The organism is Bacillus sp. F19 (assembly GCA_023823795.1).
Taxonomy (GTDB): domain Bacteria; phylum Bacillota; class Bacilli; order Bacillales; family Bacillaceae; genus Bacillus_P.
The window spans coordinates 2,138,168-2,157,311 of sequence record CP085710.1 but is presented as its reverse complement, the minus strand read 5'-3'; the positions used below and the strand labels follow the sequence as shown (position 1 = coordinate 2,157,311).

Genomic DNA, 19,144 nt, shown 5'->3' with positions numbered 1-19,144 from the left:
AGAATTTTCAGGCATTGCCTTTCATTTCTTGAACAGGAAAAGTCAGGGTTGTCTCTTCTTTATTTGGTATATTTTCACTTTTCACATACAAAAAAGAGGCGATAATCGCCTCTTTAATCTTCCAGTAAATCTAATTCTTCTTGTCCATCTGGAGCAACCGCCGCTTCATCCAAGCCGTAGTGGCTGCGGATTTTTTCCTGAATCTCTAAGCGGATGCTAGGATTCTCCTTCAGGAAGATTTTTGCGTTTTCTCTTCCCTGTCCTAAACGCTCCTCATTGTACGAATACCATGAACCGCTCTTTTGAACAATATCAATTTCTGTTCCAAGATCAATGATTTCGCCTTCTTTAGAGATGCCTTCCCCGTACATAATGTCAACCTCTGCAACGCGGAAAGGAGGTGCAACTTTGTTTTTGACAACTTTGATTTTGGTTTTATTGCCGACCATCTCATTGCCCTGTTTCAGCGTTTCAGCACGGCGAACCTCTAAACGTACCGAAGAATAAAACTTCAGTGCGCGTCCGCCTGGAGTTGTTTCAGGATTACCGAACATAACTCCTACTTTTTCACGGATCTGGTTAATGAAAATTGCAATTGTTTTTGATTTGCTGATTGCTCCGGATAATTTACGCAATGCCTGAGACATAAGACGAGCCTGCAAGCCTACGTGAGCATCTCCCATTTCCCCTTCGATTTCAGCTTTTGGAACTAAAGCTGCTACAGAGTCAATGACTAGAATATCCACTGCTCCGCTTCGAACCAGCGCTTCAGCAATTTCAAGCGCCTGCTCTCCTGTATCCGGCTGTGAGAGAAGAAGTTCATCTATATTTACACCAAGCTTTTGAGCATATACAGGGTCAAGGGCATGTTCTGCATCTATAAATGCAGCCTGTCCTCCCTTTTGCTGTACTTCTGCTATCGCATGAAGGGCAACTGTCGTTTTACCTGAGCTCTCAGGTCCATATATTTCTATAATTCTTCCACGCGGATATCCGCCAACCCCAAGTGCTGTATCAAGTGCAAGTGAACCGCTTGGAGATGTAGAGATCTTCCGGTCAGTCTGTTCACCGAGTTTCATAATTGAACCTTTACCAAATTGCTTTTCTATTTGTTTCAGTGCCATATCTAAGGCAGCTTGACGATCGCTCACTGAGTTTCCTCCTTTAGTTATCAACCTATTAATAATATACCTTTTATTCGAACGTTTGACAAGCAAAAAACGAACATTTATTCGGTTTTTTTAAGTGTGATAACAGACTGAAAATTCTCTTTTCTCTTTATGAAAATAAGAAATTTATGCCTCTTAATCAGCTAAAATACTAAATTGCATTTTTTGCCTGAGTTTCAAACGCGGATTATCTATTAAAAAAGAAAAATACAGCTTATTCTGCTGTATTTTCCATCAATGCTTTAATAATCAAGTAACAGCCGTATTTCACTGTACGCCTGCGAATACTGTTGCGGCTGCCTGCAAGATGAAGGAGAACGGTTCTTACCGGCTGATCTTTAAATGCCAGCCCGATATAGACGGTTCCAGGTTTTTTCCCTTCAACAGGATCTTCCCCTGCGATGCCGGTAAAGCTGATTCCGATATCACTATTTGCAAGCTTTCTGATTTGTTCAGCCATTTCTTTAGCACATTGTTCACTGACAGCCCCATGCTGATCAAGTGTTTCTTCAGATACGTTTAAGATGGATTGCTTTACTTCATTTGTGTAGCAGACAATTGTACCTTTAAAGACATCAGAAGTTCCTTTAACTGCTGTCAGCTGATCTGAAAAAAGGCCACCGGTTAAACTCTCTGCAGCTGAAATCGTCATGTCTCTTTGTCTGAGATGTCTGAGCAATTCATCAGCGAGGGTTGTCTGGTCGTAACCGTAGAAAAAAGCTCCAACTCTGCTGTTTATTGTTTTCTCCATTTCATTAATCAGGCGGACAGCTTCAGATTCATTTTGATGGCGCGCCGTCAATCTGAGCGTAACTTCCCCGTCACCCGCAAGCGGTGCAATCGTAGGATTGGTTTGGGCATCAATCAAATCCTGAATATCCGTCTCAAGCTGCGATTCGCCTATGCCAAAGTATCGAAGAACCCTCGAAATAATTTTGTCATTCTGGCCAAGCTTCTCTCTAAAGTATGGGAGTCCGAACTTCAAAAACATCGGTTTCATTTCGCTGGGAGGGCCGGGCAGCAGCATATAAATCCGCTCATCCGCATCTATTGCCATTCCAGGCGCCATTCCGTGCTCATTTTTTAAGACGTGAGAATCCTCAATGACAAGAGCTTGTTTTTTATTGTTTTCAGACATGCTTCTTTTAACTTTGACAAAATATTCTTCAATGCTGCGAAGGGCTTCTTCATCAGTCACAAGCTTCTTGCCCAGAATATTTGCGATTGTTTCTTTAGTTAAATCATCTTTAGTAGGTCCAAGGCCGCCTGTGAAAATGATAATGTTCGAACGCTCTTTGGCAATCTTTACTGCCTGCTCAAGTCTTGCAGGATTATCACCTACAACCGTGTGATAATAGACATTAAGACCATTTTCAGCCAGCTGCTGAGATAAAAACTGGGCATTAGAGTTAACTATTTGCCCAAGTAGCAATTCGGAACCTACTGCAATAATTTCTGTTTTTGACGTCATATGAACTCCCCCTCTGAATAAAGAATTACTTGGAATTCAGTAATGCGGCTTTATTTTTCGCAAAATAGTCCCATCCTGAATAAACCGTAAAGAATAATGCTACCCATAATGCGATATCAGCAAACGGGAATGAAATGAAAACAAATGGAATGTTATGTAAAAGCAAGGCTGAAATGGCGATAATTTGTGCCCATGTTTTAATTTTTCCAAGCATGTTTGCTGCAACCACTTCCCCTTCGCCGGCAAGCACAAGACGCAAACCTGTTACAGCGAATTCACGGCTGATAATGATAATCACGATCCAAGATGGGGCAAGTCCAAGCTCAACTAAAATAATTAAGGCTGCAGAAACAAGCAATTTATCTGCAAGCGGATCTAAAAATTTCCCTAAATTCGTAACCATATTCAGCTTTCGCGCATAATAGCCGTCAATCCAGTCAGTAGTAGACGCTATAATGAATAATATTGCCCCGGCGAGATGCGTGACGGGAATGGGAGCGTCCCCTATATACAGGTTGCCCCAGTCAAAGGGAGCAAGCATAATCACCATAAATACTGGGATTAATAGAATTCTTGAGATGGTAATGCGATTCGGTAAATTCATGTTTTTTCCTCCAGAGTGTAAAAAGTATGTATCAGAAAATATAAAAGAAAGAAAAGCCATCTTGAAGATGACTTTACTCCTTAGTATATACAATCTGCATATCTTGTCTTACTGTTTTTTTAGGATCAATCTGATATTCTACAGGCTGCCCATTTACCTTCACTTCAGCAGCTGAAGCATTTCCAATGACAATAAAGGCTTCTGTTTCATTTGTAAAGTCATGCGCCTCGGTTTGACCCTTTTTCAGCATGCCGCTGAAGAATTTTTTTCCTGATGCATTTCGGATCTCAATCCAAGTCTGTCCCTTAGAGCTGACCTCAAGCTTAAATTCTTTTGCTTTTTTCAGCTCATATACCGCTTTTCTGTCTGTTTTTTCTTTGAATGTGAGTTCTGAAGCCTGCTCTTCAGGTTTTTCATCTTCCGGCTTTTCTTCTTTGACTTTTTCATCAGCTGCATCTTTCTCTTCAGGCTCTTTAGAATCTGATGCATTTTCGTCATTTTCAATGGAATCATATTCATTTTCGCCGCTTGAAATTTGCTTAGTCTGGTCTTCTGTGTTTTTTGCACCGTCCGGCTTGTCCTTCTGTACAAAAATCCAGATAACGACCGCTACTAGTAAAACCAATACGATTATTAAGATCCTAGGCAATATTTCCAAGGCCTTTGATGCTGACTTCGGAAGCTCTTTATGTGTTTTCACCCTCGAAAGCTCAGGAGTATCATCTGAATAAACAACCGGTATTTCGTTTTTATACTCCTCGAAAATCCGATCTGGATCCAGCCCTACTGTTTCTGCATACTGTTTAATAAAAGCCCGCACATAAAAATTCCCCGGCATAATGCCGTAATTGCCTTCTTCAATTCCGATAAGATACCGCTTTTGAATTTTTGTCATTGCCTGGAGATCGTCAAGACTTAATTTCCGCTCTTCTCTCGCCTGTTTTAGTCGATTTCCTAGTTCACTCAACCGTAACACCTTCCATATCTAAAAATCAAATCCGGAAAAACTCGATTCATCAAACATTTGAGGTCCAGATGCTTCCTCATATGTAATCTTTTCATCCGGATCGTTTCGAAGTTCAATTATATAGTCAAAATCATCGAGTGTATACTCTGTATTTTGCACAAACATGTCCGGATGCTCGACAACTTTTGTAGCAGGCAGCCTCATTATTTCTCTCACAAGCTGCAAATGCTTTTCAGAACCTCTTCTTGTGGAAACAATCCCATCAATAATAAATACATTATCAATACTGTACTCATCTGCAATCAGCTGGCTTCTGATTGTCTGTTTTAATAAAGTTGAAGACACAAAAAGCCATCTTTTGTTTGCACAAACACTCGAAGCGACAATTGATTCTGTTTTGCCGACGCGGGGCATGCCTCTTATGCCGATCAGCTTGTGGCCTTCCTGCTTATATAATTCAGCCAAAAAGTCCACAAGCAGTCCAAGCTCATCTCTTACAAACCGGAATGTCTTTTTATCATCTGCATCACGCTGTATGTATCTTCCGTGCCGGACAGCAAGTGTATCTCTTAATTTAGGCTTGCGCAATTTCGTTACTTTTATATGATCCATTGTATTTAAAATCGATTCAAGACGCTGGATTTGCTCATTATTTGAGCACTTAAGCAGCAGCCCCCTGCGGCTGTCATCCACACCGTTAATAGTGACAATATTTATAGAAAGCATCCCGAGCAGCGAAGAAATATCGCCAAGAAGTCCGGGACGGTTTTTTTGAATTTCATACTCTAAATACCATTCCTGCATCTCCAAAAAAGGACCCCCTTCAAAACCAGGTCTATAACACCTATATCCTTATCATATAGCATTTTGATGAAAGAGGAAAGAATAATTCCTTGACAATATAAAAGGGGGTATGTGGACCTAGAATGCACGGTTCCTTTTTCATTCTTTTGCGAGACTCATTCATTATATTAAAACAAGTCTTGAGAAAATTGAACTTTCAGAGGGATCCTTAATCACTGATTTCCGTTTTTTTTTCATAAAAAAGAGAGGACCTGCGTCCCCTCTTTATCTTGTAGCGTTATTTTGCACTAGTTTAACCATCATGTTTGCAATGGCGTGCTGTTCTTCTTTAGAAGCCACGCTCCAAAGATCAGCCAGAACTCTTTCCTGATCATTTTTTGGATCAACTTGTTTTGCTAAGTAATCACCGATTTCGTAAGCTAAGTCATTTACAGCTTCTGTTTTCATTCCATCTCCTTCAGCATGATGCAGACGGTCGCCGAGGAAATTTTTCCATGAATCCCAGTTTTCTAAAACAGACATTATAACCCCTCCTAATTAAGTGGAATACAATGTTAGTTTGTCTTGCCTGACCTGATTTATACGGATAGCTGCAGAAAAATTTAAGTATGCCAGCCGCCGTTTACTGAAATCACTTGACCTGTTATATAGCTTGCATGATTTGAGGATAAAAACAAAACAGCGTCCGCAATCTCTTCAGGCTTGCCAATCCTCCCTAATGGAATTTCATCCTCAAGACCAGCCAGATCATCCTCAGAAAAAGATCGAAGCATGTCAGTAGCAACCGCTCCCGGCGCTATCGCATTGACTCTGATGCCTGATGGGGCCAATTCTTTTGCCAGTGCCTTTACAAATGTATTCTGTCCGCCTTTAACCATGCTGTAAAGGACTTCACAAGAAGCGCCGATTTCTCCCCAAATGGAGGATATCACAACAATGTTCCCGCTTTTTCTACTTACCATGGAAGGAATCAATTCCTTTGAAATCATATAGGGACTTGTTATTTGCAGCTGCACCATTTGCTGAATTTCTTCATACTTCATATCTGTCATTAATCCAAAGAAACTTTTGCCGCTATTTAATACGAGCAAATCAATAGGTTCCGCAAGCTGCTTCACAAGCTGACCTGGCCCATCCGCCATTGAAAGATCTGTTTTTACCATCGTGCAGTCAGCCTGCAGTTCTTTTATAAGAGTTAGTATGCTTTCTTCATTTTTGTGATAATGGAGATATAATTTATATCCTTCCCCTGCAAGCTTTTTGGCAATTGCTTTTCCGATTCCGCCGCTTGCACCTGTAATTAAAGCTGTTTTTTTCATTTTATTTCTCCTTTTAGACTTAAGGCTATACCTGTTCAAGATAAAAAAGCATCCTTTGAAAGGATGCTTTACTTCGGTACTACTTGACAAACTGAAAACAATTTTTCATCAATCACTTCATTCAGCGTATGATGAATATCATCATTTGTCAATTGTTCAAGCGTCGGGACAACATCAAACAAATTCATTTCATTAAAGGAATAGCGGGTAAATTGGTTCGCAATATATTCCGGTGAATTAATCGCTCTTAGAAAAGAACCGATTTTCTTTTTCTTGGCATTCTCGAGACGTTCTGCAGGAATGCCTTCCTGTTTTGCCTTAAGCAGCGTATTCTTAATTTCTTCAGCAAGCTGATCGGGCTGATCTGTATCTCCGCCTATCATCGCAAAGCCAAAACCGTTCTCTTCCGTGTAATCAAAACTGAATGTGTCATCAATAAGACCATTCTCATAGAGCTGGGTATAGGTGTCAGTGCTTTTTCCAAAAACCATATCAAGAATCAGGTTCATAGACAGTTCGTGTTTTAAAAGCTCCTCACCGGACCGATCAGCCTGTTTTGCCTTCAACCCAACTAAACACTTAGAAGATTGAACGTTCATTTTTAGTTTTTCTAATGGTTTTGCTACAGTATCCGGTTCATCAACTTCAGCACGTTTGATTTCGGATTGTGGTTTAAATTCTTTCTTATCCTGATTTTCACGGATTTGGGAAAGAATTTGCTCTGGATCGATCGGACCAACGACAAAAAGCAGCATATTGCTTGGATGGTAAAACGTATTGTAGCATTCGTAGAGCAGGTCTTTCGTAATTTTTGAAATAGATTCAACGGTTCCAGCAATATCAATTCCTACTGGATGTTTATGAAACATATTCTGAATTAATCCAAAATAGAGTCTCCAGTCAGGATTGTCATCGTACATATTAATCTCCTGTCCGATGATGCCTTTTTCTTTCTCAACCGATTTTTCAGTAAAATAAGGCTCCTGAACGAAATCGATGAGTGTTTCTAAATTCTTCTCGACATTTGACGTGCTTGAAAAAAGGTAAGCCGTTCGTGTAAACGATGTAAAGGCATTAGAAGACGCACCCTGCTTGCTGAAATCTTGAAAAACGTCACCGTCTTCTTTTTCAAACAGCTTATGCTCTAAAAAATGAGCGATCCCATCTGGAACTAATTTCATTTCATTTTGGTCAAGAGGCACAAATTGATTATCGATTGAACCGTATTTTGTTGTAAATGTTGCATAGGTCTTATTAAAACCTTTTTTAGGAAGGACATATACATCAAGTCCATTTTTCATTTTTTCATAAAAGAGCTCTTCTTGAAGCTGATCAAACTTTATGGATTTTGTCATTGTGCACCCTCCATTCCTTTTAAGAAATAGATCGTATCAAGCTGGATCTTTTTAGCTGCTGCGATGATTTCCTCTTTTGTTGCCTTTTCAATTCCCTGCAGATATTTATCAAAAGGTTCATTTATATTGGAAATCACGTTATGATAGAGAACTTCAATAGACCCGTATGAAGTATCAATCGTTTCAAGGAGCTGATTTTTAATGACTGCTTTAGTCTGTTCAATATCTTTTTCTTCAAAATCTCCATTTTTCATCGCTTCGAGCTGTTCTTTAATAATTGTTACCGCACGCTCATAATTGGCAAATTCTATTCCTGACATAACCATTAAGAGTCCTTTGTGACTCTCAACTCTTGAAGCGGCATAGTAAGCAAGGCTTTCTTTTTCACGGACATTTATGAAAAGCTTTGAATGCGAAAATCCGCCAAAAATGCCATTGAACACTTGCAGAGCATAGTAGGATTGATCTCCATATGTGCAGTTTGTGCGATAGCCGATGTTCAATTTTCCTTGTTTAACATCCTGATTTTCAATCACTTCATTTGGCTCTGAAATCTCTTTTTCAGTGATGGATTTTTCTACAGATTGGTGAGCATTTTCGCTGAATGTAAAGAATCTTTTTGTATATTCGCTGACCTCTTCTGCTGAAACATCGCCAACAACATACAAATCCATTTTATCTTCTTTTAAGGCTTTTTTATAATACTCATACAGACTTGCAGATGTAATTTGTTCAAGATGATCAATTTCCCCATTTACATGCAGGCGATAAGGTTCATCCTTGCACATCTCTTGAACAAGTCTTAAATTGGAATATCTCATTTTGTCATCATATACAGCCTGAATGCGCTGTTTCATGGTCCGTTTTTCCTGATTTATGATTTCATCTGGGAATGACTCTTCCTTTACAACTGGAGACAGGATGATTTCAGACAGCAGCTGAAGCGCCTTTTCCAGCAGGGGTGTCTGATCTGATAAAAAGCGTTCATTTGCAACTTCAATCCGGATCGATATGATATGATGATCGCCTTTTTTTGATAAATCCACAAATAAAGTCGCCCCGTAAAGCTCATCAAGATGCTTTCTGAGCTCCGTGCTGGTCGGAAAAGATTTCGTGCCCCGCTGCAGCACATAAGGCAGCAGCGCTCTGAATGTGACATCCTCTTCGTTCAGCGGTGCCAGCATTTTAAATACAAGTGAATTTGTTTTAAATTTATTCGTTTGAACGGTGTGAAGTGTTAACCCATTAATTGTTTCAATTTGTTCTTTTAAAAAATCCATTGTAACCCTCCTTGCGTGACAGATTCCATTTTATTTTTTCCTGTTTTATAAATTAGCGTATGGATTCATTCTAGTAATTATATCAACTTTAGGATAATTAAGGAAATGTTAACCATGAATCAATAAATAAAGAAGACGCAAGGCAGCCAATTTGCGTCCTAAACCTGCTTTAAAGCAGGTTTTGATTATTTTGAAGGTTTGATAAAGAATAGGACAATTAAAACAGCAAACAAGCTTACACTTGCAGAAACGTAATAAACCCAAAATCTCCAACAGACATAATATAGGCATATATAGGAGGTCCTGCTGCTACTCCTGTAAACCTCATTGAACTGTAAATCGACCTTTATTATGAGAGACACTTGGAAGGATGAGATGCCTAATTGTTTCTCGATTAAGGGCAAAACCGGAATTAACATTGAATTGCCAAGTGTCATCACAAGCGGAACAGATGACAATAAGATCAAGCTTCTTTTTCGCTCCCATTCTTTTCACCTTTGTTTCGTAGTTTATTGCATTGTTTAGATTTTGCCTCTAATTGAAAAAACTATACTCAAGGCACCGAAATAACTGCCCTCAGGGATTTCAGAAAATATAAAGCGGCCTGGCCTCAATAAATGAGGCCAGGCCGCTTTTGTCTTTTTAGCGTTTTCCTTTTTCGTAAGGAGTTCCAAGCGCTTTTGGTGCATCTGCACGTCCAATGAATCCAGTTAATGCGAGGATTGTTAAAACGTAAGGAGTAATTAACAAGTACATTGTCGGTATGCCTTCAAGCAATGGCAGCTGACCGCCGATTACGCTCAGACCCTGGGCCAGTCCAAAGAAAATGGCAGCTCCCATAGCACCAAGAGGATGCCATTTACCGAAGATAAGAGCAGCAAGAGCCATGAATCCCTGTCCGCTGATTGTTGCATGGCTGAAATCACGAGCAATGATTGTCGCATAAACAGCACCGCCGACACCAGCGAAAGCTCCGCTTAAAATAACGCCGATATAACGCATTTTTACAACATTAATACCCATTGTATCTGCTGCCATCGGATGTTCTCCGACTGAACGCAAGCGAAGACCAAATGGTGTTTTATACATGACAAACCAAACAGCAAACGCTGTAATAATCGCAATGTAAGTTGTTATATATCCATTTGAGAAAAATAGCGGTCCGATTACAGGTATATCGCTCAGCAGCGGTATATCAATTTTGCTGAAACTTTCTGTAATGCGATCTGTTTGTCCTTTTCCGTAAAACAATTTTACAAGGAAAAGCGATAAACCAATGGCAAGAAAATTAATGGCTACTCCGCTTACAACCTGGTCGGCACGGAATGTAATCGACGCTACCGCATGAAGAATGGAGAGCAGCGCTCCTGCACACATCGCAACTAATATGGAAAGCCACGGGGTTGCATCTCCGAATACGTCGGCGTATGTCAGGTTAAAAACGATGGCAACGAAGGCTCCAATAACCATTAATCCTTCAAGCCCTATATTAACTACTCCGGATCGCTCACTGAACATGCCTCCAAGTGCAGTGAAAATAAGCGGAGCGGCAACGAATAACGCTGTAGGGATGATGAGTTCTAGCATTTGCAGAATGCTCACTTATTTCCCCTCCTTCTTGAAACGCAGTAAAATCCAACGTATGAAATAGCTTGAAGCAACGAAAAGAATAATTAGGGCTATAACAATTTCAACAAGCTCATAAGGTACTCCGGCTTCAGACGGCATGTTAAGTGCCCCTACTTTTAAACCGCCAAATAAAGCAGCTGCGAAGATGATGCCAAGGGCTGTGTTTCCTCCCAAAAGGGCTACAGCGATTCCATCAAATCCGACACCTGTAAATCCTCCTTTAACTGAAACATACTGGAATGTTCCAAGCCCTTCCATGGCACCGGCAATTCCTGCAAATGCCCCTGAAATGACCATTGAAAGGATAATGTTGCGGCTTACATTCATACCTGCATATTGTGCAGCATCCTGATTAAATCCTACTGATCTGAGTTCATATCCTTTAGTTGTCTTCTCAAGCAGGAACCACATGACTAGAGCTCCAATTAACGCAAGGAATATTCCATAGTGCATTCTTGAATAGTCTGTCATTGTCTGGAAGAATTCAGAGCTTAATGAAGCAGAAGGGAAAATATTTTCTGATTTATCCCCTTTATCAGATAAAACATACTGAATTAAATGGTTTGTTAAATATAAGGCAATATAGTTCATCATGATCGTCACGATTACTTCATGAACTTTGAATTTCGCTTTCAATAGGCCGGGTATGAATCCCCATAACGCTCCAGCCAAGGCAGCAACAATAATTGCAAGCGGCAAATGAATGATTTTTGGAAGTTCAAATGCTACCCCAACCCATACAGCTGCAAACCAGCCTACAATTAGCTGTCCTTCAACTCCGATATTGAATAAACCTGTGCGGAATGCAAAAGCTACAGCAAGTCCGGCAAAAATATATGGAGTTAACTGGCGAATGGTTTCCCCGATATAGTAGGTATCTCCGAAGATTCCGTTCCATAATGCTGTGTAGCCGGCTACTGGGTCATATCCGGTAACGAGCATGATAATCGCTCCGCAGATCAATCCAAGCAAAACAGCAATAACGGGTACAAGAATATTAAAATAGCGTGCTATATTCATGATGATGCACCTGCTTCCCTGCGGCTGCTTCCTGCCATGAGCAAACCTAGCTCCTGCTCAGTTGTCTCCTTTGGATTTACAATCGCAACGATTTTCCCTTCATATATAACAGCGATCCTGTCGCTTACATTCATGATTTCCTCAAGTTCAAAGGAGATGAGAAGGACAGCTTTTCCTTTATCTCTTTGCTCAATTAATCGTCTATGAATGAATTCAATTGCACCGACATCAAGTCCCCTTGTTGGCTGTGCTGCAATCAGCAAATCAGGATCTCTGTCTACTTCACGGCCAATGATGGCTTTTTGCTGATTTCCTCCTGATAGTGCACGTGCAAGTGTTGAACTGCTTGGAGTTCTGACATCAAACTCTTTGATCAGCTTTTCGGCTTTGTCATAAATCGCTTTAAAATTCAGCACGCCTTTTTTTGAATAAGGCTTCTGATAATAGGTTTGCAGGACCATATTTTCACCGACCGGAAAATCCAGCACCAATCCATGCTTGTGGCGATCCTGCGGGATATGTCCAACACCTGCTTCAGTTACCTGACGCGGACGCTGATTTCGGATATCTTTTCCATTTAATAGGATGGAGCCAGAATCTGACGTCATTAATCCGGTGATGGCTTCTATCAATTCTGATTGACCGTTGCCGTCCACTCCTGCGATTCCGACAATTTCCCCGGCTTTTACAGATAAATTCAAAGAATCGATAACGGTTACATTCCGGCTGTCTTTGACGACAAGGTCTTCAATTTTCAGCACTTCTTCTGCTGGAACAGCTTCTTTTTTTTGTGTAGTAAAGAGAACCTCTCTTCCTACCATCAGAGCTGCGAGTTCGTTCGGATTTGTCTCGGCTACATTCACTGTACCGATTCCTTCACCTTTTCGAATAACGGTAACACGGTCACACACTTCCATTATTTCTTTCAATTTATGAGTAATCAATATGATTGATTTGCCTTCTTTGATGAGTGTTTTCATGATGCCGATCAATTCTTTGATTTCCTGTGGAGTAAGCACTGCTGTCGGCTCATCAAAAATTAAAATCTCAGCTCCGCGGTAAAGTGTTTTTAAAATCTCCACACGCTGCTGCATTCCAACAGAAATATCACTTATTTTTGCAGAAGGATTAACAGCAAGTCCATATTTCTCTGAGATATCTTTTACCTGCTTTTCTGCATCCTTCAAATTGATTTTTCCTGTTTTAGTAGGCTCATTTCCGAGAATAATATTTTCAGTAACTGAAAAATTATTGACAAGCATGAAATGTTGGTGTACCATACCTATTCCCAGATCATTTGCAATGTTAGGGTTGGTAATATTGACAGTCTTGCCTTTTACTCTTATCTCGCCTTTTTCAGGCTGATATAGACCGAATAGAACGTTCATTAAAGTAGATTTCCCTGCGCCGTTTTCTCCCAAAAGCGCGTGAATTTCGCCCTTTTTTACCTGTAAATTGATATTATCGTTTGCGACGATCCCCGGAAATTCTTTGCGAATTCCAAGCATTTCAATTACATATTCCAACATGATCACTCCTTTTTCCTGAAGCTCATTGATGATTAAGATGATAGATGTTAGGAAATTTATGTTTACCCTTGTATTAATAGTTTTATTGACTCCCTTTTAAAATCACCAACTAAAAATCTATAATCCCCTCAATAAATGCTGTGCAGATCGAACTGTTTTTTTATTATAGACTTTTAGTCAGGCGACTTTTCAGGCTAATAAAAAGGCTAGTTTGTTCCTAGCCTTTTTATCAGTAATATTGTTTAATGCTTATTCAAAAGGAACTTTAATTTCACCGTCAATGATTTTTTGCTTGTATTCATCAACTTTAGCAATAACTTCTTCAGATAGGTTATCCTGTGTCGGAGCAATTCCTACACCGTTTTCTTTAAGACCGTATTCAATGATCTCTCCTCCAGGGAAGTCGCCGTTCTTAGATTTTTCAGCTAAGTCTTTAACAGCAACGTCAACGCCTTTAACCATGGAAGTAAGAGTTACGTTGAAGCCGTCGCCTTGGCCAAGCTCATGCTGATCGCGGTCAACTCCAATAACCCACGCGTCTTTGTCAGGGTTTTTCGTTTTCAAATCAACTGCTGCCGTGAATACGCCGTTTCCAGCTCCGCCTGCTGCGTGATAAATAACGTCTGCGCCTTGTCCGTACATGATTTCAGCAACTTGCTGCCCTTTAGCTGCATCACTGAACGTACCAGCATACTGAACGATTACTTCTGCGTCAGGATTAGCTGCTTTAACGCCTTCTACAAATCCAACTTCAAACTTTTTGATTAATGAGCCTTCCATTCCGCCAACAAATCCTACTTTGTTTGATTTTGTTGAAAGTCCGGCAGCAACACCCACAAGGTAAGAGCCCTCATGCTCTTTAAAAGTGATGCTTGCTACGTTAGGCTTGTCTACTACGCTGTCAACGATTGCAAAGTTAGCATCCTTTTGCTGATCAGCGATTTTTGTAACGGCATCTGTCATTAAGTAGCCGATTCCATAAACTAAATCGAATTGTTGACGAACTAATTTGTTTAAGTTTGTTTCATAATCTGCGTCACTTTGAGATTGAAGGTAATCAAATCCGCCTGTCCCTTTTTCAAGGCCATTGTCCTCACCGAAAGACTGAATGCCTTCCCATGCAGATTGGTTAAATGATTTGTCGTCAACTCCGCCTGTATCTGTAACCATTGCAACAGAGAAGCCTTCTTTTTTGTCTCCACCTGCTTTATCTTTATCTTCAGATGATCCGCACGCGCTAAGCAAAGTACCCGCAGCAAGAACAAGTGACAATGTTAATCCTAATCGTTTTTTCACGTTCATTTTCCCCCTAAATATTAGTTTGAAACAATTGTTTAATAAGAGCCTAAGTCCAAAACACCTTCGTCCTTGGAACCACCTCCTTATAGCTGCAAGCATTATTATAAGCGCTTTCTTACCACATGGAAGCTAAATTGATCAGCGCGGAAGTAATTCAGTGAAAATAAAACGGGTTGATCGTTTTCATCAAAATGCATTTGTTTTAAACATAAAAGTGCGGTTTCAGGATCACATTCAAGAATTGGGGAAATCTTTTCGTGGTATCCAATTGGTTCTATGTGAGTTATTGCATAAGAAATATAGCGCCCAGCCTCTTCATGAAGCAATTCAAAAAGTGATTCCTGCTCGTGAATGAACGACTGGGGAAGGATGTTTCTTGGAATTTTGTCAAGGCAATACACAACAGGCTTTCCATTTGCCGTTCTGACGCGTTCCAGGAGAAAGATATCATCACTTGTTCTGCATTTAAAGCGCTTAACATCTTCTTCTGTAGGACTGTTTACTTGAGAAGATAGGAAGATCGTTCCGGGAACCATGTTTGCCTGTTCAATCATCTTTGTCACACTATTTAATTGTTCGATACCAGAGGTGAACAGCGGTTTTGAGTTTATGAACGTGCCAACGCCATGGCGTCGAATGATAACGTTTTCTTCTTCAAGAATGCGAAGTGCTTCTCTCAGCGTCGCGCGGCTGACTCCGAGTTTCTTTGAAAGCTCAAACTCTGAGGGAAGTTTTTCTTTTTCAACATACGTGCCGTTTTCAATATCTTCTTTAATTCTATCAATGACTTGCAAATATAAATGACGGTTATCTGTTTTAATAGTCATATTATTCCTCCGTCTAATCGATTCAATCCAGAGATCAGACATCTGATGTTATACCCTTTCTCTAATCGAAAATAATATACCATGTATTCTGAAATAAATAAATAGGAATTTATTAAATTTGTCGAAAATTGATAGCCCTTTCTCACTAGAGCTTATTTATTTATAGAGAATTCTTCACAAAAAAAACAGGTTTATTCTATTCAATATTTACTATTTTCAGTTTTTATTCTTCATTGGACAAAAAAAGAAAGGCACGCAGCACCTTTCTTTACGAACTTACTTCATCATAATGATCTTTTGAAAGCAGAACTTCTCTAGGCTTGCTTCCTTCGTATGGACCAACTACGCCCCGGTCTTCCATTGCATCAATCAATCTTGCAGCTCTCGTATAACCTACTCTGAAGCGTCTTTGCAGCATCGATACAGAAGCTGTCTGCATCTCCAGAACTAACTGAACAGCATCATCATAAAGATCATCATTGACCTCTTCCTTTACTTCAGCTGTCTCGCTCGGTATCATTTCCTCCTGATATTGAGCTCTTTGCTGAGAAATCACATATGATACAACGTGCTCGACCTCTTCATCTGATAAAAATGCTCCCTGTACCCTTACTGGTTTTGATGCCCCTACCGGAAGAAACAGCATATCCCCGCGTCCAAGCAGCTTCTCTGCCCCGCCCATGTCAAGAATCGTTCTGGAATCTGTCTGGGACGAAACGCTGAAGGCAATTCTTGATGGAATATTTGCTTTAATCACACCCGTGATAACATCAACAGAAGGACGCTGCGTGGCAATAATTAAATGAATGCCCGCTGCCCGCGCCATTTGTGACAGGCGCGTGATGGAATCTTCCACATCTGAAGAGGCTACCATCATCAAGTCTGCGAGCTCATCCACAATCACAACGATATAGGGAAACTCCGGATTTTTCGTTCCTTCTTCTAAATTTGATCTTCTAATATACTCATTGTAGCCTTCAATATTTCTTGTCCCTGTATGAGAGAAAAGTTCATATCTTCTCTCCATTTCATTTACTACCTTTTTTAATGCCTGAGATGCTTTTTTCGGATCTGTAACGACTGGCGCTAATAAATGCGGGATTCCGTTATACACATTCAGTTCTACCATCTTGGGATCAATCATCATCATTTTCACTTCATGAGGCTTTGCTCTCATCAGTATGCTCGTAATGATGCCGTTGATGCATACACTTTTCCCGCTTCCTGTAGATCCGGCAACAAGAAGATGAGGCATTTTGTTCATTTCGGCAAGAACTGCATCCCCCGATATATCTCTGCCGAGTCCCATGAGAAGCTTAGCCTCCGGACGGTCATTTGCTTTCGATTCAAGCACTTCGCGCAGTGATACCATAGCAATCTCAGAATTAGGAACTTCAATTCCAATTGCTGACTTTCCTGGTATAGGCGCTTCTATCCGAATGTCTTTGGCAGCAAGTGCAAGTGCTAAATCATCACTAAGATTCACAATTTTACTTACCTTTACGCCCACATCAGGATAAACTTCATATTTCGTTACAGCGGGACCTAGATGAACCTGTGTCACTTTCGCTTTTACCCCAAAGCTCTGAAACGTTTTTTCAAGCTTGCGTGCATTTTCATAAATGTTCTTTTTATCCGTTTGCTGACTGTTGACCTTTGGCTGTGATAAAAGATCAAGGGATGGCAGCAGATACGATTTATTCTCTACTTCAGTGAAAGTAATCGGCGGGACTGCCGGCTCATCGGCAGTTTCAGTTTCAGCCTTCTTTTTTGGAGTTCTGACAGGGGGCTCAGGCTTATCCTGTTCCTGATCAAATGCCTTAATTTCAAGGTCATCCCGGTCTGCAAAACTTGAAATAATCGGCTCAATATGAACGATTTCTGCTTCTTCTTCATCAGGTTCCTCTTTATACTTTCGCTCTTTTTTAGCTTTTTTAGGTTTGGAGGTTTCTGCTTTTTTTGCATTCTTTATCGATTGAGGGAGGTTTTTCATATCTTCGTAAAAGGCAATGGCCTGCGTTTTCATAAAACGCAGAAATGGCGCAATGATTTTGCCGAGTGTTGAACCGAGAGATCTCCCAGTAATAAGGACAATTCCTATTAAGATCAGAATAAATGAAATGATTCGTGATCCCGCTGCAGCAAATAAGTAATAAGATGCTGCAAAAAGAATGGCTCCAATCATCCCGCCCCCAAGATCAGGCGTTCTTATCTGCCCGTTAACCTCCATAAAAAATAGTTCCCACGTGTTGGTTATGACGCTCGGTGAAGACAGCGCCCCTTTTTTTGTAAGCATCTGAAACAGAGTGACATGACTGAGAAGCAAGATTGCAGAAAGGATGCAATACAAACCGACTATCTGTCTTGAAAATAAAGACGGCCATCTTCTGTTCCACATTACATAACCAGAAAGAACAAGCATGCCAATTAAGGCTGCCATATACCATTCACCAATAAAAAATCTGAACAAGTAAACGAACGTTTTTCCGACAAAGCCTAAATTTGAAATCGCAATCAGGGAAATAGCCAGAAGAACTAATCCTATTAATTCAAACTTCAAAGTATGCCGCCAATCATCCGTTTTTTTCTTTTGTCTCCGTTTTTGTTTTGCCATTAGTTATCACCTATGTATTAAATTTGCTAATGGCTGATTTCGCATAAATTGCTGTGAATCAGTCCCAGCATTTCGGTTAATGTCGAGCTCTTTGCATAAATAGCAGAGAAATAATTATGACTATAAAAAATCCAGAAGCCGGTTTTTAACATAAGACTAAAAACAGCAAAATTTCACGAAAAAAGCCTTTATAAACAAAGAAAGCAGCCAAATGCAGGCTGCGGACATGTTTGTGTAAAATTAGTATAGCATATTATGAGGAAAACGAGAATGTCATAGAAATTTTTTGTCCCGGAGAGTACTGCCCGTTTAGAAAATCCTGCGGATCTGTACTTAAAAGCCGGACAATTTCATATTGATTCTGTTCGGTCTGTCGGACAACCATTTGCAGTCCATTCATTTCGATGGTTGAAACACTCTCAAAATCAGCTGTTTGTACAGGGAATATGAGCTCTTCAGGCATGGATGTGTATAAAATCATTGCAGCATTTGCTCCTCACCGGATTCGTCTTTCTTGCCAATCATTTCATTTAACTTCATGATCGCCTGCCCTACACCGCCGACTCCGTCAATCAGCCCGTAATCTACTGCGTCATTGCCGACAACATTCGTCCCAATATCCCGGGTTAAATTGCCTTTTGAAAACATGAGTTCTTTAAACTTTTCTTCCGTAATATTTGAGTGTTTTGTTACAAAATTAACAACTCGATCCTGCATTTTGTCCAAATACTCAAACGTCTGCGGCACTCCGATGACTAAACCAGTTAATCTGACTGGATGTATCGTCATAGTTGCTGTTTCTGCTATAAAAGAGTAGTCGCAAGAAACCGCAATTGGCACGCCAATTGAATGGCCTCCGCCTAAAACAATTGAAACAGTAGGCTTTGATAAGGATGCAAGCATTTCAGCTATTGCAAGACCTGCTTCAACGTCTCCGCCAACAGTATTCAGCACAATAAGGAGTCCTTCTATTTTTGGATTTTGCTCAATGGCAACGATTTGCGGGATGACATGCTCATATTTAGTCGTTTTATTTTGAGGAGGAAGCTGAATATGTCCTTCTATTTGCCCGATGATTGTCAGGCAATGTATTCTTGCATCCTGGGATAATTGCGGAACATTTGTCTGTCCAAGCTGCTGAATTTTTTCAACTAGAGAAGGTTCCTTCCCCTCTTGTTTATCCCCATTCTGTTCTGAATTTTCCTGCAGGTAGCGGGAATCTTTGCTCATGTTGCTTCACCCTTCCTTTCATCAATG

Annotated in this window: 17 protein-coding genes and 1 pseudogene; all 18 read right to left on the bottom strand. The window is 40.3% G+C overall.

The window, feature by feature from the left end:
- Positions 1-113: 113 nt before the first annotated feature.
- Positions 114-1,151 carry a recombinase RecA gene (gene recA / locus LIT25_10935; GenBank protein USK35763.1) on the bottom strand — a complete coding sequence of 346 codons (1,038 nt, stop codon included), beginning with the start codon at positions 1,149-1,151 and terminating at the stop codon, positions 114-116.
- Positions 1,152-1,383: 232 nt separating this feature from the next.
- A complete protein-coding gene (locus LIT25_10930) occupies positions 1,384-2,640 on the bottom strand; it encodes a competence/damage-inducible protein A (protein ID USK35762.1) in 1,257 nt (418 codons plus the stop codon).
- A 25-nt stretch (positions 2,641-2,665) separates the two neighbouring features.
- A complete protein-coding gene (gene pgsA / locus LIT25_10925; protein ID USK35761.1) occupies positions 2,666-3,244 on the bottom strand; it encodes a CDP-diacylglycerol--glycerol-3-phosphate 3-phosphatidyltransferase in 579 nt (192 codons plus the stop codon).
- 73 nt (positions 3,245-3,317) lie between these two features.
- Positions 3,318-4,211 (bottom strand): DUF4115 domain-containing protein, encoded by an 894-nt coding sequence (locus LIT25_10920; protein USK35760.1) that lies wholly within the window; start codon positions 4,209-4,211, stop codon positions 3,318-3,320.
- Between the two features lie 18 nt (positions 4,212-4,229).
- Complete coding sequence (locus LIT25_10915; protein ID USK35759.1) at positions 4,230-5,021, bottom strand: DUF3388 domain-containing protein; 792 nt, start codon at positions 5,019-5,021, stop codon at positions 4,230-4,232.
- A 258-nt stretch (positions 5,022-5,279) separates the two neighbouring features.
- Positions 5,280-5,537, bottom strand: coding sequence for a DUF3243 domain-containing protein (locus LIT25_10910; GenBank protein USK35758.1), 258 nt, complete (start codon positions 5,535-5,537; stop codon positions 5,280-5,282).
- 80 nt (positions 5,538-5,617) lie between these two features.
- Complete coding sequence (locus LIT25_10905) at positions 5,618-6,334, bottom strand: SDR family oxidoreductase (protein ID USK35757.1); 717 nt, start codon at positions 6,332-6,334, stop codon at positions 5,618-5,620.
- Between the two features lie 68 nt (positions 6,335-6,402).
- Positions 6,403-7,689, bottom strand: coding sequence for an insulinase family protein (locus LIT25_10900; protein USK35756.1), 1,287 nt, complete (start codon positions 7,687-7,689; stop codon positions 6,403-6,405).
- The gene (locus tag LIT25_10895; protein USK35755.1) at positions 7,686-8,969 is read right to left on the bottom strand and encodes an insulinase family protein; all 1,284 of its coding nucleotides are present in this window, start codon (positions 8,967-8,969) and stop codon (positions 7,686-7,688) included. The genes LIT25_10900 and LIT25_10895 overlap by 4 nt, the downstream gene beginning before the upstream one ends.
- A gap of 341 nt (positions 8,970-9,310) precedes the next feature.
- Positions 9,311-9,436 (bottom strand): annotated as a pseudogene (locus tag LIT25_10890) (MFS transporter).
- A 175-nt stretch (positions 9,437-9,611) separates the two neighbouring features.
- Positions 9,612-10,571 carry an ABC transporter permease gene (locus LIT25_10885; GenBank protein ID USK35754.1) on the bottom strand — a complete coding sequence of 320 codons (960 nt, stop codon included), beginning with the start codon at positions 10,569-10,571 and terminating at the stop codon, positions 9,612-9,614.
- The gene (locus LIT25_10880) at positions 10,572-11,618 is read right to left on the bottom strand and encodes an ABC transporter permease (GenBank protein USK35753.1); all 1,047 of its coding nucleotides are present in this window, start codon (positions 11,616-11,618) and stop codon (positions 10,572-10,574) included.
- Entirely contained in the window at positions 11,615-13,144 is a 1,530-nt protein-coding gene (locus tag LIT25_10875) for an ABC transporter ATP-binding protein (protein ID USK36236.1), read from the bottom strand. The genes LIT25_10880 and LIT25_10875 overlap by 4 nt, the downstream gene beginning before the upstream one ends.
- A 252-nt stretch (positions 13,145-13,396) precedes the next feature.
- A complete protein-coding gene (locus LIT25_10870) occupies positions 13,397-14,449 on the bottom strand; it encodes a BMP family protein (protein USK35752.1) in 1,053 nt (350 codons plus the stop codon).
- A 98-nt stretch (positions 14,450-14,547) separates the two neighbouring features.
- Positions 14,548-15,273 (bottom strand): GntR family transcriptional regulator, encoded by a 726-nt coding sequence (locus tag LIT25_10865; GenBank protein ID USK35751.1) that lies wholly within the window; start codon positions 15,271-15,273, stop codon positions 14,548-14,550.
- Between the two features lie 268 nt (positions 15,274-15,541).
- Complete coding sequence (locus tag LIT25_10860) at positions 15,542-17,887, bottom strand: DNA translocase FtsK (GenBank protein USK35750.1); 2,346 nt, start codon at positions 17,885-17,887, stop codon at positions 15,542-15,544.
- Positions 17,888-18,140: 253 nt separating this feature from the next.
- On the bottom strand, positions 18,141-18,368 hold the full coding sequence (locus tag LIT25_10855) for a YlzJ-like family protein (GenBank protein USK35749.1): 228 nt from the start codon (positions 18,366-18,368) through the stop codon (positions 18,141-18,143).
- On the bottom strand, positions 18,365-19,117 hold the full coding sequence (locus tag LIT25_10850; GenBank protein USK35748.1) for a ClpP family protease: 753 nt from the start codon (positions 19,115-19,117) through the stop codon (positions 18,365-18,367). The genes LIT25_10855 and LIT25_10850 overlap by 4 nt, the downstream gene beginning before the upstream one ends.
- Between the last annotated feature and the right edge of the window lie 27 nt (positions 19,118-19,144).

Excerpts from the sequence above, each read along its gene's own strand:
- LIT25_10870 (USK35752.1), bottom strand. The coding sequence starts at position 14,449 with ATGAACGTGAAAAAACGATTAGGATTAACATTGTCACTTGTTCTTGCT.
- LIT25_10905 (USK35757.1), bottom strand. The coding sequence starts at position 6,334 with ATGAAAAAAACAGCTTTAATTACAGGTGCAAGCGGCGGAATCGGAAAA.
- LIT25_10865 (USK35751.1), bottom strand. The coding sequence starts at position 15,273 with ATGACTATTAAAACAGATAACCGTCATTTATATTTGCAAGTCATTGAT.
- LIT25_10860 (USK35750.1), bottom strand. The coding sequence starts at position 17,887 with ATGGCAAAACAAAAACGGAGACAAAAGAAAAAAACGGATGATTGGCGG.
- LIT25_10895 (USK35755.1), bottom strand. The coding sequence starts at position 8,969 with ATGGATTTTTTAAAAGAACAAATTGAAACAATTAATGGGTTAACACTT.
- LIT25_10910 (USK35758.1), bottom strand. The coding sequence starts at position 5,537 with ATGTCTGTTTTAGAAAACTGGGATTCATGGAAAAATTTCCTCGGCGAC.
- LIT25_10855 (USK35749.1), bottom strand. The coding sequence starts at position 18,368 with ATGATTTTATACACATCCATGCCTGAAGAGCTCATATTCCCTGTACAA.
- LIT25_10850 (USK35748.1), bottom strand. The coding sequence starts at position 19,117 with ATGAGCAAAGATTCCCGCTACCTGCAGGAAAATTCAGAACAGAATGGG.
- LIT25_10930 (USK35762.1), bottom strand. The coding sequence starts at position 2,640 with ATGACGTCAAAAACAGAAATTATTGCAGTAGGTTCCGAATTGCTACTT.
- LIT25_10880 (USK35753.1), bottom strand. The coding sequence starts at position 11,618 with ATGAATATAGCACGCTATTTTAATATTCTTGTACCCGTTATTGCTGTT.
- LIT25_10900 (USK35756.1), bottom strand. The coding sequence starts at position 7,689 with ATGACAAAATCCATAAAGTTTGATCAGCTTCAAGAAGAGCTCTTTTAT.
- pgsA (USK35761.1), bottom strand. The coding sequence starts at position 3,244 with ATGAATTTACCGAATCGCATTACCATCTCAAGAATTCTATTAATCCCA.